The sequence below is a fragment of the Paenibacillus abyssi genome (assembly GCF_014640295.1).
In the GTDB taxonomy this organism is placed as follows: domain Bacteria; phylum Bacillota; class Bacilli; order Paenibacillales; family Paenibacillaceae; genus Paenibacillus_D; species Paenibacillus_D abyssi.
Map to the genome: position 1 here is coordinate 167,830 of NZ_BMGR01000001.1, position 15,093 is coordinate 182,922.

Here is a 15,093-nt window from a genome sequence, read left to right on the forward strand (position 1 = left end):
ATGGCGAAATTAACGACGGCGCAATTGTTGGCTAAGAAACGCGCAGAGGTAGCGGAGTTGGAGGCGAAGATGCGCGAAGAGATTACGGTAGGTAGCGTAGTAATAGTATTACAAACGGGGGTTTACGAAGATATCCCGGTTGGCTGTATCGCAAAGGTAACAGACGTTGATTACGACGACGACGATGACGAGCATCCGGTTAGATGTGAACGTATCGACGGTTCAGACTACGATTTCTTCCGCTACGAAGACCTCGAAGTTGTTACGCGAGAAACTGCACGTGATCGCTTAATTGCGGATATTGACCGTGAATTGGACGAAGCATTCGGAGGTGATGACCGCTAATATTTCCGCTATCATCACGCTACTACTCGCATTGTTAGCGGGAATGAACGTAGAGCCAACGCCCGATCCGCCCGTGACCGAAACGTGGCAAACGTACGAGGCGACCGCGTACACCGCCAAATGCCGCGGCTGCATCGGAATCACGAAGAGCGGACTCGACGTAAGGCACACGATATTTGACGAAGATGGACGCAATATCATCGCGACCGATCCCGCCGTCATACCGCTCGGCTCCGTCGTGGAAGTGCGTTTAGCCGACGGAAGCACATTCGAAGCGACGGCGCAGGACATCGGCGGGGACATTAAAGGGCGCAGGATTGACGTATTGCACGAAACGTATGACGGCGCGATCGAGTTCGGGCGGCAGGACGTGGATGTGCGGCTCTTGTCATCGCCGTAAGGCGCGTCATTAAAAACGAAAAGGGAGCGGATTAGATGAGCGAAAACGTAACGGTATTACGTGACGAAACGTTGGGCGGTATCGAACGGGAATATCGCGAGGTTAAGCGGAAGGCAGCGGTGGGCGAGCGGATTAAATGGCGCGGTGTAGACGCTGTTTACGAGGTTGTACGAGAGCCCAAGCGGAGCTACGACGATTGTCTCCGTATTATTGTGTCAGCGTTCGGTGACTTAATCGGTACATCCGCGCATTTGGATCGAGGCGATCTCGCTTATACGGATGCTTACGTAGTCCTCGAACCGACCGACATCGTCCGTATCGACGGAAAGCGCTTGCGGATGGTTGAGCGGATGGCGAACGTTGGTGAGTGTATTATCATAACGCAAGACTTATTCGGCGAGAAATTGACGGGCGTGGTACGTACGGTTACGGAGAATGACGGCAACGGTTCCGTATACACTGGCGATATGTGGTCCGACGGATCTAAGTTTAATCCGTATCCTGATCAATACCACGTACTCGAACCGGTCGAATCCGACTTCAAAACGTGGGACAAAGTTAAGCGCGAACTTACGTCAATTCCCACGGAGGATATTGCGCTAATCGAATGGCGGGCGGATCTCGAACGTAAAGCGGACGCGTTAGCGGCTCAAGTTGACGGACTGACCGATACGGTTGCGCGGCTGACTACGGCTATGCAACGGATGAATATACAGCTCCGAGTCGCGCGCGAAGACATCGTGCTGATCGAGGAGGGCGTCTCGGAGGACATTGCGGAGTTGCGTACGAAAATTACGGAGTTGAAACTCGGCAGTACGTCGCTCGCTGCGGAATCCGTGCGTAAAGAGCCGCTAACACGTGACGCCTCCCGCGAAGCTATTATCGAACGTGCGAAACGTGATATCGAAGCACTGAAGTGCACGCACTACCCGACGGAGGCACGCTATTATGTCGCGCGTAATCTAACGTGGCAGCCTGAGTGTGATGCTGAATTCATTGTTAATCGCGATAAGCGCACCGTCGTCTGTTTGCTTCGCAAGCGTAGTTATAGCGGTGGTGGTGACGTACAATCGCGTGGTATCGCAAAGTGCGCTCCGGACGACGTATTCAATTCGCATATCGGCCGCGCCATAGCGTTAAGGCGTGCGTTGGGCCTCGCGGTGCCGGACGAGTATATAAACGCACCGGCTCCGGAGAGTGTGCGCGTAGGGGATATCGTAGAATGGACCGCGCAAAGGAGCATTAAAGGGCGCGTTATAAACGTAGACAACTTCGTTACGGTCGACGTTTACGGTCATAAATGGGAGTATAGGCCGCATGCGTTACGTGTAATCGACGACAGCCGCGAGGAGGTGGCGGAATGAAGCCCGTATCTGACGCAATCGCCGCGCTTAACCGTTTGCCTATCGATGGCGAAGTCGTTATGCGCACCGTATGGTCTGACGGAAAGGTTATCCGGAGATACAACGGTCAGGATTCGCCGGGCTTCTTTACGCGGAGAACGTCGGCCGAGCGCGGCTTCCGTAAGATGACCGTTATTCTAATCGAGGAGGTACCTGCGGAATGACTACGTTAACCGCTCCGCAAACCGCTACGCTACCTAACATCGCTTTAACGGGCGCTCTACGCAGCGGTAAGTCGTCCGTCAGCGCTTACCTACGTGACAAATACGGATATACGGAGTTTGCGTTCGGTGACGAGATGAAACGGTTTGCTCACGAAATATTCAACGTACCGCAATCGCCGAAGCCACGCGAGTTATATCAGTGGTTCGGAGAAACGATGCGGCAACGTGATCCTGACGTGTGGGTACGGAAGTGTTTCGAGGATATACGTTGGTACACGGATAATTACGCGAGGGACGAATATATACAGCAGACTCCGCCGCCAGTCGTCATCACGGACTTGCGCTTGCCGACCGAGTACGACCGTTGCCGCTCGGAAGGCTACGTCATCATACGTATACGCGCGCAGTCAGCACTCCGTATCCATCGCGCGGTCGAATCGGCAGATACGTTTAATCTGCGGGACCTGACGCACGAGACGGAATCACACGTTGACAAATTCGCGGTCGATTACGAGATTACGAACGACGGGTCTTTAGCGGAGTTATATGCGGCAGTTGACGCGATTATGGCGGATTTAAAACGATGAATACGGAGCGCATAACGATAACGCCCGAACGTCTCCGCGAACTATTACGCGATGAGTACCGCCGCGGCTACGAAGACGGTTACGTTATTGGACGTGTGGCGGAGATGATCGGGAAGAAATACGAAGAGGAGGCGATTGATTGAATACGGACGTAATGTTTTCATCAAAGACGGATTTGTGGCCGACGCCGCAATCGTTTTATGACGACCTGAATGCGGAGTTTAGCTTTACGCTTGACCCATGCGCTACGGAAGATAACGCAAAGTGTGCGAATTTCTTTACAAAGGAAACGGACGGACTCGCGCAGGACTGGACGCCGCACACCGTTTTTATGAACCCGCCGTACGGGCGCGAGATAGCGGACTGGATTCGTAAAGCGTACGAGGAGTCGCGAAAAGGCGCAACCGTCGTATGCCTCGTTCCAGCGCGGACGGATACGCGATGGTTCCACGATTATGTATACGGTAAGGCTGACGAAATCAGATTCGTAAAGGGGCGGTTGAAATTCGGTGACGCCACGAATAGCGCACCGTTTCCGTCCATGGTTATCGTTTATAAGGCGAAGAGTGGCGAATAGGCAACGCTATTCCTCCGCAATGAACACGAGCCATCCGTCCTGCTCTGCGGCGAACACGTAGCGGCGACTCTCCGCATCTAACCGCGCCTTCGCGTAGAAACGCGCCGCCGATATGTAGCCGCGCTTATCGATATTGGCCGCGGTCGGGTCCGCGCTATTCTCCGCGAGCTTTAGCGCAATGGCACGCGCCGTAGCGTCGTATCCGAGTATGACGCGTTTGGACGTGCCGCTTAGTCCGTACATGTCGATAATGTCCGCAGATAAACGGAGGCGGCGCTGGCGATCGGTCGCAACGTAGAGATTGACGAGTGGGACGGCTTCGATATTGAAACGGGTCATGACGGGATCACCTCGTAATAATTATAAACGAATTAGGACGCAAATACAACGTAAAGGGAGCGATATTCATAGGTAAAGCCGATCGAAAGCGCTGGGACGGGAATGTTCGCTCAATGGCGATAATTGCGAAGCCGCACGAGGACATAACGGAAGATGACGTACAGTTTCTCCGCGATAACTATACGTCGGCCGGCGGACTATTACCGAACGCATACAGCGGTGGCGCGTTCTTCACGCCAACACACGTAGCGCGCTTTATCGTCGAGGCATTGCGCGGCTTAAGCGGAGGATTTAGCGCGGGTCAGACGTGGCTAGAGCCGTCGTGCGGCAGCGGCGTATTCATCGAACACATACCGGACGATGCGGAGATAACTGCGCTTGAACTCGACGAAACGTCCGCGAAGGTAACGACACTGATCTATCCGCACGCCAACGTAATAAACGCGGATGCCCTTACACACAGCCGCCGCGACTATTACGATTTCGTCATCGGCAATCCCCCGTACGGCGTTTCGATCGATATCGCAGCCGAGGAGTTGCCGGACGAATACGTGACGCTCACGAAAAAGCGCGATCGCTACGGAGGTAAATCGGAATTAGCGTTTATCGAACTCGCGATTAAGGCGGCGAAACCTGGCGGATACATTGCGCTCGTGCTGCCGAAGGGGATCGGGTTCAGCGGTGCGTCCGCTAAAGTCCGCGATCTCGCGAAGGAAACGTGCTGGCATGTCGCGTCGATCGAGCTGCCGGAAACAACGTTCGCGCACGTCGGTACAACGATTAAGACGGATATTCATATCCTACGGAAGATTACGCCGAACGCCCGGAAAGTATACGTCGAATACTCTCGTATAGGCAGCGAGAAGTATCCGCTCGATATCGTAAAGCAGACGGACGCAACGACCGAGGGGAGTACGTTTTGGTACGAAGGGCAGCAGCCGATATTCCACGCGGTTATCACGGACATCGGCTACGACAAGGACGGTAAGAGTACGGATAAATGGGGCGACGGGTTAACGCAGCTCGACGAATTACTCGAAGCGTTCACGGACGGCGGTTTGGTACGTGAGAACTGCGATCCAGTCGCGCCGTTCAAAGACGAGTATCACGGATTCAGCGTAAAAGTGCCGCCGCATGAAGAGTGGCGCGTAAAGGCCGGACATGTGACGTACTGGAACGTGCTAACGCTCGGCCGCGGCGAAGATATAAACGGAACATCATCGTTCGACTTCGATTGGCAGGACCGCATTGTAAACGAATATAAGGGAGCGCGATAATATGGGCGGAACTAACGTAGATTTGACGAAAGATACACGGAAATATACGCAGAAGTATTCGCTGTCGTCCGCGGCCGGAGTTAAGGCGCTCTTACGCGACCGCCACCGTATCGGCGCACGGCGCTTTAAGGGCGACACAGCCGCCAGCGACATTATTATCGATCTCCACTCCGCAATTGAGAGCGCGTGCCTCACCGAGCGCCAAGCGGAGGCGGTTGCGCTTGTGTACGGGCTGGACGTGACGCAGGCGGAGGCGGCTCGCGTGATGGGTGTTAGTCAGCCGGCCGTCGCGCAATTTACGGACGAGGCTGCGGAGAGGATCGCGGCGGTTTATCAGCGTTGGAATTACGGAGAAATCACGGTCGAACTCGAAGGGAACGGTGCAACGGATGAAATCGTATAAGGAAGCGTTCGTAGACGAAGTAACGGATCTGATTGCGGAGAATATCGCGGATAGGACGGAACGTATGGCGGCGGTAAAGGCGTTAACGGATGCGTACGTTAATTTAACGGGGAGCGCTCCGGATGATAGGCAGTCTTTACGTTTAGCGGACTATATTATGCGCGAAGAATTGACGGATAAGCACCCGGATAAAATGTCCAACTCGGAATATCCGATCATGAGCGACTATCAGTTAGCACGTAGACAATTCGGTGCACATAAAGCGAAAAATCCGATCGCTCGAATAGAGGTGCCGTTGAGTAGCTTAATGAACTTAGGTACAGACGGCGTGGACTACAGCTATCCAAAACGGCGGCAGCGTACGATTGACGAAATGATATATATGGACGAAGTTACTGTAAGTCGAAACAAGGAAAGGAGACGTAAGTACAAGCAGTTTGTTAACGGAAAGTCCAAAGGGGTCTTTACTGTTAACATCGCTACCGGCGAGAAAGCTATCCACGATCAGAGCTGCGACGATTAACTTATATTTAAGGCAATTAGTTATCTATATATTAGTGAGGGAAGTAAAACGTCATCTCAACGTGAGGTGGCGTCTTTTTGCGTTTAAATTAATCGAAAGGTAGGCGTTGTAAATGGCGGAGAAATCGCGCGAATTAAACGAACTAACGGTAAAGGTTAACGTAGATGTATCGGAGGCCATCCGCGGACTTAAGGCGGTCCAACGTGAGGCGAAGAAGGCTACGCAGGCATTGGCGGAGATGCAATCGTATTATGAAACGGGTGAAGGACGTCGGCTTTTCACGCGTTGGACGCAAGATGGCGACGAGGTAGCAAACGTTAGAACCGTTGATGTTACGGATATTCCTACGGACGTCTTAGCGCGGGAGCTGGCGAAACGCGATGAATAACGATGCCGCACGCAAAGTGTTGCAGCTGCAGTCCGGTGCGCCAGTCGGAAGCCTAACGCCGATCAGCGCGGAATGGGCGCGTGACGAGCGCGGCGCATTATTTAAATATACGCAATCTGAGCGATATGAGGCCGCTAAACGCCGCCGTTGGGCTGCGCGGGATAAGCGGCATTTTTCGTTTACACATATGCAACACATACGCGAGATTACGCAAGGGTTATCGAATAAATATTGCGGATATGTCTTACTTCTGCAGCCGTACATTGCGTTCAAGTCGAACGTATTGGTAACGGAGGGCCGCGAAGACACGCCGCTGACGATCGGCGATCTGGCGCAAGTATGGGACGTATCAAAACGGACGGCACGCGTAATCATCAACGAATTAGAGGTGCGCAGCATCGTGTTTGAGACGTCCGGCACATTTACGATTAATGAGCGATACCACTTCCGTAAGAAAGCTGCCGATGACGTTGATGCGCTGATTAAGACGTATTTTACTACGCTGAAATCGTTCGATATGACAGCGGCCGATCTCGGCTTCGTGTACAAACTGCTTCCGTACGTTCATTACGATACGAACGTTATTTGCGCGGACCCTTTCGTCGAGAATCCGGAGGACGTCCGCTTTCTTAACGAAAAGGCGGTCGCCGATATTGCGGGCATGAACGAATTGAAAGCGGCACAGGCTCTCGCTCGACTACGTAAATCCGGGATTATCGGCGAGTGGTTCACCGGACATGATCGGCGCGATAAGCTGACCGTGCTGAATCCGTATGTATTCTATCGTAAGCGCGGCGAGCCTGACGGAACACTCCGGACACTGTTCGCGGCCAAACGTGCAGAAAACGTAAAATAGGTAAGGTTTTTTGCACGCCGGAAACGAAAATACCATACCTTTTTTGCACGTTTTCGGGCAGATACCATACCTTTTTTGCACGCGAACGAAACGCTGAGATGCCGCGTCCTGTATGGGATTGCGGCGTTTTTGGCGTTCAAATTGCGGAGATTGTATCTTATCTTCTTATTATAGCGTTCCTAACGTTATATAAAACATTACGCTTCGGATAAATCCTAGCGTACGAAAAAGGATAAAATAATAAGTCTGGACGCGTATGATTTTGACGCGGACAGGGCAAGGCCGGAAGGCCGCGCCTAGGCTCTTAGGTTCACGTAGGATGTACACATCCGTCGTGAACAATACGTATATAACGGAGGTTGTTAACGCACATGATCACGTTCCTTATCGTAATAGGTTGCGTTCATATAGCCGCCATTATTACGGTAGGTCTAGCGCCCATTCGATTGTGTACGTAATAGCGTTTCCTGCGCTAATCCTTATCGTAGTTTACGCTATGAGGCGTTATCATGGCGGATGGATTTAACGAATAATCGGAAACAAACGAACGTACCGTTATGGGCTACGTAAATATACCGCATATAATGAAGCGGAATGTTATACGGATGGGCAACGTAGGGTACCGAGCCTTTCCGTCATAGCGTAGAGGATTACGTTTAAATATCGGCTTAGGCGCTCAGGACACGTGGCCTCCGAAAACACCGACCCTGGAGCGTTCCAAAAACATTCGTATATGAAACGGTCCTGATACGCTGCTATTTACCGTATAATCCGCATATTTACGTTCCAATAACCGTCTCAATAACAACGTTGCACTAACGTACGTGTTTATGGTACACTTACGTTAATTAGACGTAAAGGAGACGGTACTATGCGGATAGGTTACGCTAGGGTATCTACTGCGGATCAATCGCTCGACTTACAGATTGACGCGCTGAAGGCTGACGGGTGTGAACGTATCTATACGGAGAAGGCAAGCGGAGGCAAGGACGACCGTATCGAGTTACAGCGCGCTTTAGATACGTTAAGGCCCGGAGACATATTCGTTGTGTATAAGCTCGATCGGCTCGCGCGGTCAACGTTAAAACTCATATCTACGTTAGACGAGATAAAGAAGCGCGGAGTTGAATTCGTAAGCCTATCGGATAAGATCGATACGTCAACGGCGGCAGGTAAAGCGCTATTCGGGATGCTGGCGGTATTCGCGGAGTTTGAGCGTAATGTAATCGTTGAACGTACGAAGGCCGGGTTAGCAGCGTCACGAGCACGTGGTCGCAGCGGTGGGCGTCCGAAGACGGATCAACGTAAGGTTGCGAAGGCGCTCAAGTTGTACGATACGGGCACGCACACAGTAACGGAGATAACGGAGACAACGGGAGTAACGAAGGCAACGCTATATAGAGCGATAAAGGAACGTCAAGGGCGCTGAGCAGGCGCTCTTTTTTGATGGGGCCGGGGTGGGTCCGCGCCCAAAACGACGTCCTGACGCGCTCACATTTCCGCCAAATTTTAAATAACGGGGGTCAACGTATCTTGACGAAGACGTGCGCAACGTGTCACGGAACAAGTCCTGACGTAAAATTCTCGTGTAATCATCGTAATTGTAACGGATGCCGAGCGCTGAAAAGCCGCACATACCAAGCGGAGTACGCACGTAAGCATCGCGCCAGAAACCGCGAGAATCAGCGTGTTAAGCGCCAAGAATACCGCGCAGAGAATCCGCACTTAACGTTCTACTCTACGTCAAGGTATCTCGCGAACAAGGCGAGTACATACTCGGATCTGACGAAGGAGGATGCGCTAGATATTTACGAAACGCCCGATGTCTGCGGATACTGCGGTAAGGCAATCGACGTAAGCGTTAAGCGTTCGTTACACATCGACCATATCGTACCGATGTCGCAAGGCGGCGTTAATAGCCGCTGGAACCTCGTAAAAGTGTGTATCAATTGCAATACGTCGAAAGGCGATGGTTCCCTCGTTAATTATTACGGAAGGTGTCCGGACTTCACAGAGCAACGTTACGAAGCGGTCGTAAACGAAATGGTGCGGCTATCGGGGCGGACACGAGCGGAGATCGACGAAATTTTAACGTTATCACATTCGTTTGAAATAGCGTTTCAGAACGGGCGTCGACAAATGGTCGGCGCTCTACGTGTTTTAAGGGAGGAGGAGCGTATAGAATGCGCGATATGAAAAAGCTTGAAGCGCGGCTAACACGCGAGCAAATAACGGCGGCGCAGCTACTCGCGGTCAATCAATTCTTACCGAAGAATCCGCAACCGGGCGAACAAGGCCGCTACACATACGATCAAATCGCGGAGCAGGCCGGCATAACCGTGCGCCAATTATATAACTGGCGTCATTACGATGAGAATTTCGTTAAATATGTCGGTCACCTCGCGTCTAACGCGTTTCTATCGCATTTGCCGGACATTATGGAAAAGCATCTCGATATGACGTTAAAGGGTCAGGGATCGATGAAGGGTATCGAGCTGTTCTACAAATTCGGCGGACTTCTTATCGATCGGCAGGAAGTGAAAACGGAGGATGCGAACGCGGGCCAATCGTTAGATGAGCGTTTGGCACGGTTGAAGGAACGGGCACAGAGCGCGGAATCGGAGGATGACGAATAAATGGCGTATCTAAACGGAGTATGGCTCGCGCGAGATGAGCGCCAGGTCGAGATCGACAAGCGTATCGAAATCATAGCCGAGTACGACCGTTTAGCAACAAGCGGAGAGTTAACGCCTTATGACGTAGATCAGTGGGAAGTCGTTGACGCCGAGTTAGCGAAGCTCAAACGCGTTCATCGCGCAGAACACGATCTGCTCTACTTCACCTACGAATACTTTTCGCACGATCGGAATCCGGCGAACGAGTCGAACTTGATACCGGCCGGCCAAATGTTAAAGAGCGCGGCCGAGTTCCATAAAACGTTATGCTCGCTTCTAAACGATGTCGTAATCGGTAAGCAGGATAGCAACGTAGGATGGTCGGTAGGGCGTCGACATGCGAAAACGGCGTACCTGAGCAATTCGTTTTTATGCCACCAAGTCATCCACCGCCATCAAAAATATATCATCGAAGTTTCTGAGACAACCGATGTTGCCGGCGACTTTATTAAATGGACCGTCAACCAATTGAAGTTTAACGAGAAGCTCCGCGAGGACTACGGCCCTTTACTCCATCAGAAACCGTCGATGAACGAAGTCGATAACAAGTACGAGTTTATCACGTCAACGGGCACGAAGGTAGAAGCGAAAGGTATCGGTACGCAGATGCGCGGATTACGTCACTTATCCGAGCGGCCCGGCCTATTTATCCTTGACGATCTAGAGTCCGGTGATAACACGAATACGCCGGAGATGCGTAAGAAGAACCTCCACTGGTTCCGTTCCGAAATGCTCGAAGCGCTCGGATTCGGCGGCCTTTGTATTTACATGGGCACGATCGTACATTACGATTCGCTACTTAATCACGTTTTAACGCAACGTAAGGACTTCATCTCGCGTAAGTTTCCGGCGATCCTCTCGTGGGCTGAGCGCGAGGACTTATGGGAAGCGTGGCGGAAGGTATACAACTCCGATACATCGGACGCGAAGGAACGTGCAGACGCGTTTTACAACGCAAATGAGTCCGAGATGTTGCGTGGAACCGAAGTTTTATGGCCGATATACACGTACAAGTTTTTCATGGAGAAACGGGAGTCGATGGGTGCGCGCGCGTTCAACCAGGAGTATCTCGGCAATCCCGTAGATGAGGAATCGCAGATATTTAAGCCGGACGATATGACATTCTATACAGACGCTGATATTGCGGGCATATCGCTTGATACGTTTGCCGGCGTAGACTTCGCGATGGGAAAAGAGAAGGGCGATTATAGCGCAATTATTACCGTCGGCAGAAGCCCGAACGGTATTTTTTACGTTCTGGACGCATTTCTCCAACGTGTTCATCCGGACGTACTGCTCGAAAAAACCGTAGAGAAAACGTTGGAGTATCAATACGAGGGGCTAGCGGTAGAAGCGCAGCAGGCGCAGGAGTGGTTCGCGGATAAAGTGGCGGAGGCGTTAGTAAAGCGCGGTTATCCGGCCCAAACGCGGCTGAAGCAGATTAAGCAGCGCACACGTAAAGCGCTCCGGATTGAGGCGTTATTACCGGATATACAGGCGGGCCGTATCCGTTTTAAAAAGGATCAGCGCCTATTACTCGAAATGTTCGAGCTATACCCGAATCACAATCACGATGACGGTCCGGACGCGTTATCTATGGCGCTGCAGGCGGCGAAGTTATCACGTAAACGTCCGGCGCAATCAACCGGCTCATATCGCTATTAAAGCACGAAAGGAGGACGTAAATGTTCCGCACAGATCACATAAATAGCCTCATCTTTTCCGTTGACCAAGCGCAAATGGGATCGCGCGAGACAGAACGCATTCAGCGCGAAATCCGCCTGTACAAACGCTATGACGGTACGTACAACGTATGGACGGAATACACGAAGCCGGCCGATATTGACTACGAACCGGCGACGCTGACGATCGGATACCCGCGCAAGCTTATCGATACACTCGCCGCGTGGCAATTCGAAAAGGAACCGAAGGTCACCGTACCGCCCGACGTTATCGACGATCCTGCCGCTATGCTCGCGCCAGGCTACACGGTATCAACGGAGCAGGCCGCCGAAAACACGCGCGCCAAAGCGAAGGAACGGTTGCTTACGTGGGTATGGGACGATAACCGGATGCACGAAAAGTTACTCGCCGCCGCCAAGGACCGCCTGATAACGGAGAGTGGCGTTTACGCGCGGCTCCATTACGATAAGCGGCGCGGCGACATACGCGTCTTTTTCCATCCGTCCATCGAAGTCATCGCGATACACGACCCGTGGGATATCGATCGCTTAACGGAGGTCCACTTTATCGCGTATCTGGACGAAGATATGACGCAGCTTTGGAAGCTATCGTATTACCTCGTTTGGCGCGGTGATGAGGATACGGGGACGTACGATTGCGAAATCGAGGAAGGCGTATATGGCGTTTACGAATCGGACGATAAGGCGGGCTCTTACGTTAGGCTCGACGAGGAACGGGTGGCGCGCTCATCGATGGGGCTCGATTTCATTCCGGTGGTGCACGTACCGGCTGACGGACTAACGGGGCAGATACGCGGCTATAGCGAACTTGAACGGATGATAACGATATCCGACGAGATTGACCGTAAACTATCGGACTATTCGGACGCGCTCCGTTTCGAGATGTTCGCAATTACGCTACTCATGAACGTAGAGGAAGATCCGAAGGCTCCGTTAAAGGTCGCGCCATCTGCGAAATGGAACCTCGGCTCGGCGGCCGCGGAAGAGGGGCAACCGGACGCAAAACGGATGGAGAGCGGATTCAAATTTAAGGAAGCGATCGAGTCGTACCTCGACCGTATGTACGCGGCGCTGCACGAAATTAGCGAGGTGCCTATCGTTAACACTGCGGAGATGAAAACCGGAGGCGTGAACGACATGGCGATACAGTTGTTATTTTCGTCGATCATATCGAAGACGCAGCGTTCGTGGATTACGTGGCAATCGCGGCTCCAGACGTTGAACGAGTACGTATTACGTTATATGCAGGCGCGCGCCGAGCATCCGCGATTTAAGTACGATAAAGCGTTAGTGGCGCAAATGGACGGCGAATATTACAGCGAAATCATATTCGGGCTACCGCTACCACAGGATCAAGCCGCGCTCATCTCGCAATTAAGCGAAGAGATCGCGATGAATATCGAGTCGATACGCGGAGCGATTACGCGGTCCGGCAAGGAGAACGCAGAGGCGAAGTTTCTCGAGATACTTGCGGAACGGAATATGTTACGCGCGCAGCAGGATCCGTACAGTGGCGGCGGCGACGTAGATGAGGACGAAGAGAACGAAGAAATAACGGAAGATGACGAAAGGGGAACGGAATAATGGCGTTTATTGCGAAAGAACCGTTTAAAAATGGGAGCGTACCGAGTAAGTTTAGAACGTCGTACAATTCAATCCGCATCATTAACACAGGTAACGAGAATCTGACGTTTAGGCTAACGCCTTATTTCGAGTACACACTGTCTCCTAAAGAGGTATTTGACGAGCAAGTTGATCCGTTTAACACGCTAACCATCGTAGCTGGTAGCGGCTCATTCAAAGGATTCGTAAGGGAAGAGGTGGGTTAAGATGAGCGAGTACAACAGCCGAAGCGATTATGCGACGCCTGCACCTGTGGAACTAACGGGCAGTAATGCGTTAAAAGGTGATGTGCAAAACGTGACTATAGCGGGCACTCGCGTACAACTACCGAACTATCCGTGCCGTGAGGTTACAATTATCGCGAAACGGTTGAATACAGGTTCAATCTTTGTCGGTGGAGCGGACGTATCCCCTACTGTATACGGTGTAGAACTACTGTCGAATGATAGTTATACTTTTGCAGTCTCAAATCTGAATATGATTTACATCGATTCTTCTGTTAGCGGGGAGGGAATCTCCTATGTCGCGATTTAACCCTGCACCGAAAGACTATTCATCAGCAACCACAGCCGCAAACACGAGAATGCTGCTAGCAAAATTAAGACGTGGGGTATCCGATGCGGCGATTACTGTTATCGGGGATTCTACGGGTAATGCACCGGATGAATGGGTTTATCTTACTGCTCAAAATCTCGCGGCAATGTTTCCTGCCTATACAGTTCGAATTTCCACATGGAATGCAACCACAGGAACAGAATATAACGCCGCAGAAACATTACAAACAGGAACGGGCCCATACACACTTAGAATTTGGAACTGTTCTGTGCCGGGAGAAATTCCGGGGTATGTTCAAGGGTTTAGGTGGCAAGCGGCAGTTGTTGCAACCGCGCCAGACCTAATATTTATCAGTCACGGTCACAATTTAGGCGACCCTACTCCTGCCACATACTTAGAGAGTACAGGCAGAAATACGTACCTGTCTTTAACTGAGGAACTGACTCTTCAATTTCCGCTTGCGGGTCTTGTGTTGATTGCACAGAATCCGACAACCTTAAGCGGTAGAGAGACATGGCAAGCTATAAAAGCAAATGTCATTGAGTCCGTAGCTTCAATGAGATCATACGGTTTTATTGATGTTCATCAAGCGTTTGTTGATACCATGAATGTCCCCGCATATCTTTCTGATGGTATCCATCCGAACACAGCCGGATCGAAGTTGTGGGCTTCTCTTGTCACCAAAGTTCTTATCGATAGTGATAATGCAAGGGCAAGAACAGGCATGTCTTCATTACTCTTATTCGGCAAAAACTATTTGTCAAACCCCGAATTTTCATCATGGGCTGCTACAGATCCTGATAGTTGGGTTCCCAACGCATCTGCGGCAACTTCGAAGGATACGACGACGTTTGAGACAGGAGCGCAAGGTTGTAAAGTAACGAGCAATGCGACGAGTGGGACCGCACAAATAGAACAAACAATTAACTTGGCAACGGCTGGGTTACTTCATTTGCGAGGTAAAACTGTTACTCTTGCCGTTAGAGTATTCGTTCCTGCTGGTAACACTGCAACGGTTAGAATCGCCATTGTTGATAGCACAGGTGGAGCAAATGCAAGAAATATGGACGTACCAGGAACAACAAGAGGCAGATATATATGGCTTTTTTCAACAAGAGTAGTAGATAGTGCCGCTACCACTATCTTTGCGAGACTTATGGCGCGCACATCAGGCACAGCGATCGTTGAGGCAACTTTTGACCGAGCTTATTTGGTTCAAGGTGTCCTGCCAACCGTAGGATTGGTTTAAGGTTATTCAAGTAACGAAAGGTCCCC

At 51.5% G+C, this 15,093-nt stretch carries 21 protein-coding genes; 20 read left to right on the plus strand and 1 reads right to left on the minus strand.

Going from position 1 to position 15,093, the window contains the following annotated elements; translation table 11 throughout:
- From IEW11_RS01010 to IEW11_RS01040, 7 genes are read left to right on the plus strand one after another with little or no spacing between them, the layout of a single operon-like run.
- Nucleotides 1-345, plus strand: coding sequence for a hypothetical protein (locus tag IEW11_RS01010; protein ID WP_188528147.1), 345 nt, complete (start codon nucleotides 1-3; stop codon nucleotides 343-345).
- Nucleotides 308-745: a 3D domain-containing protein gene (locus tag IEW11_RS01015; protein ID WP_188528149.1), complete on the plus strand. Its 438-nt coding sequence runs from the start codon at nucleotides 308-310 to the stop codon at nucleotides 743-745. Before IEW11_RS01010 ends, IEW11_RS01015 begins: the two co-directional genes overlap by 38 nt.
- Before the next feature lie 35 nt (nucleotides 746-780).
- Entirely contained in the window at nucleotides 781-2,109 is a 1,329-nt protein-coding gene (locus IEW11_RS01020) for a hypothetical protein (protein WP_188528151.1), read from the plus strand.
- Nucleotides 2,106-2,312, plus strand: coding sequence for a hypothetical protein (locus IEW11_RS01025; protein WP_188528152.1), 207 nt, complete (start codon nucleotides 2,106-2,108; stop codon nucleotides 2,310-2,312). Before IEW11_RS01020 ends, IEW11_RS01025 begins: the two co-directional genes overlap by 4 nt.
- Entirely contained in the window at nucleotides 2,309-2,899 is a 591-nt protein-coding gene (locus IEW11_RS01030) for a nucleoside/nucleotide kinase family protein (RefSeq protein ID WP_188528154.1), read from the plus strand. The genes IEW11_RS01025 and IEW11_RS01030 overlap by 4 nt, the downstream gene beginning before the upstream one ends.
- Entirely contained in the window at nucleotides 2,896-3,042 is a 147-nt protein-coding gene (locus IEW11_RS01035) for a hypothetical protein (RefSeq protein WP_188528156.1), read from the plus strand. The genes IEW11_RS01030 and IEW11_RS01035 overlap by 4 nt, the downstream gene beginning before the upstream one ends.
- Nucleotides 3,039-3,476, plus strand: coding sequence for a phage N-6-adenine-methyltransferase (locus IEW11_RS01040; protein ID WP_229724902.1), 438 nt, complete (start codon nucleotides 3,039-3,041; stop codon nucleotides 3,474-3,476). The genes IEW11_RS01035 and IEW11_RS01040 overlap by 4 nt, the downstream gene beginning before the upstream one ends.
- Before the next feature lie 6 nt (nucleotides 3,477-3,482).
- On the opposite strand, the gene IEW11_RS01045 is transcribed toward IEW11_RS01040, so the two are convergent.
- Nucleotides 3,483-3,815, minus strand: a complete 333-nt coding sequence (locus IEW11_RS01045; RefSeq protein WP_188528158.1) for a hypothetical protein — start codon at nucleotides 3,813-3,815, stop codon at nucleotides 3,483-3,485.
- Nucleotides 3,816-3,928: 113 nt separating this feature from the next.
- Between IEW11_RS01045 and IEW11_RS01050 the strand changes: the two genes are divergently transcribed.
- The 13 genes from IEW11_RS01050 (at nucleotide 3,929) to IEW11_RS01110 (ending at nucleotide 15,067) form a co-directional block, all read left to right on the plus strand.
- Nucleotides 3,929-5,092 carry an HsdM family class I SAM-dependent methyltransferase gene (locus IEW11_RS01050; RefSeq protein ID WP_188528160.1) on the plus strand — a complete coding sequence of 388 codons (1,164 nt, stop codon included), beginning with the start codon at nucleotides 3,929-3,931 and terminating at the stop codon, nucleotides 5,090-5,092.
- A gap of 1 nt (nucleotide 5,093) precedes the next feature.
- Entirely contained in the window at nucleotides 5,094-5,495 is a 402-nt protein-coding gene (locus tag IEW11_RS01055) for a sigma factor-like helix-turn-helix DNA-binding protein (RefSeq protein ID WP_188528162.1), read from the plus strand.
- Nucleotides 5,482-6,018, plus strand: a complete 537-nt coding sequence (locus IEW11_RS01060; RefSeq protein WP_188528163.1) for a hypothetical protein — start codon at nucleotides 5,482-5,484, stop codon at nucleotides 6,016-6,018. Before IEW11_RS01055 ends, IEW11_RS01060 begins: the two co-directional genes overlap by 14 nt.
- A 112-nt stretch (nucleotides 6,019-6,130) precedes the next feature.
- On the plus strand, nucleotides 6,131-6,406 hold the full coding sequence (locus tag IEW11_RS01065; protein ID WP_188528809.1) for a hypothetical protein: 276 nt from the start codon (nucleotides 6,131-6,133) through the stop codon (nucleotides 6,404-6,406).
- A complete protein-coding gene (locus IEW11_RS01070) occupies nucleotides 6,399-7,262 on the plus strand; it encodes a hypothetical protein (RefSeq protein WP_188528165.1) in 864 nt (287 codons plus the stop codon). The genes IEW11_RS01065 and IEW11_RS01070 overlap by 8 nt, the downstream gene beginning before the upstream one ends.
- Before the next feature lie 871 nt (nucleotides 7,263-8,133).
- On the plus strand, nucleotides 8,134-8,691 hold the full coding sequence (locus IEW11_RS01075; protein ID WP_188528167.1) for a recombinase family protein: 558 nt from the start codon (nucleotides 8,134-8,136) through the stop codon (nucleotides 8,689-8,691).
- Nucleotides 8,692-8,795: 104 nt separating this feature from the next.
- Nucleotides 8,796-9,458, plus strand: coding sequence for an HNH endonuclease (locus tag IEW11_RS01080; protein ID WP_188528170.1), 663 nt, complete (start codon nucleotides 8,796-8,798; stop codon nucleotides 9,456-9,458).
- Entirely contained in the window at nucleotides 9,446-9,898 is a 453-nt protein-coding gene (locus IEW11_RS01085; RefSeq protein WP_188528172.1) for a phBC6A51 family helix-turn-helix protein, read from the plus strand. The genes IEW11_RS01080 and IEW11_RS01085 overlap by 13 nt, the downstream gene beginning before the upstream one ends.
- On the plus strand, nucleotides 9,899-11,602 hold the full coding sequence (gene terL, locus IEW11_RS01090; protein ID WP_188528174.1) for a phage terminase large subunit: 1,704 nt from the start codon (nucleotides 9,899-9,901) through the stop codon (nucleotides 11,600-11,602).
- Nucleotides 11,603-11,622: 20 nt separating this feature from the next.
- Nucleotides 11,623-13,224: a phage portal protein gene (locus IEW11_RS01095; protein WP_188528176.1), complete on the plus strand. Its 1,602-nt coding sequence runs from the start codon at nucleotides 11,623-11,625 to the stop codon at nucleotides 13,222-13,224.
- On the plus strand, nucleotides 13,224-13,469 hold the full coding sequence (locus IEW11_RS01100; protein WP_188528178.1) for a hypothetical protein: 246 nt from the start codon (nucleotides 13,224-13,226) through the stop codon (nucleotides 13,467-13,469). Before IEW11_RS01095 ends, IEW11_RS01100 begins: the two co-directional genes overlap by 1 nt.
- A 1-nt stretch (nucleotide 13,470) precedes the next feature.
- Nucleotides 13,471-13,797, plus strand: coding sequence for a hypothetical protein (locus tag IEW11_RS01105; protein WP_188528180.1), 327 nt, complete (start codon nucleotides 13,471-13,473; stop codon nucleotides 13,795-13,797).
- Nucleotides 13,784-15,067, plus strand: a complete 1,284-nt coding sequence (locus tag IEW11_RS01110) for an SGNH/GDSL hydrolase family protein (RefSeq protein ID WP_188528181.1) — start codon at nucleotides 13,784-13,786, stop codon at nucleotides 15,065-15,067. The genes IEW11_RS01105 and IEW11_RS01110 overlap by 14 nt, the downstream gene beginning before the upstream one ends.
- Nucleotides 15,068-15,093: the final 26 nt, after the last annotated feature.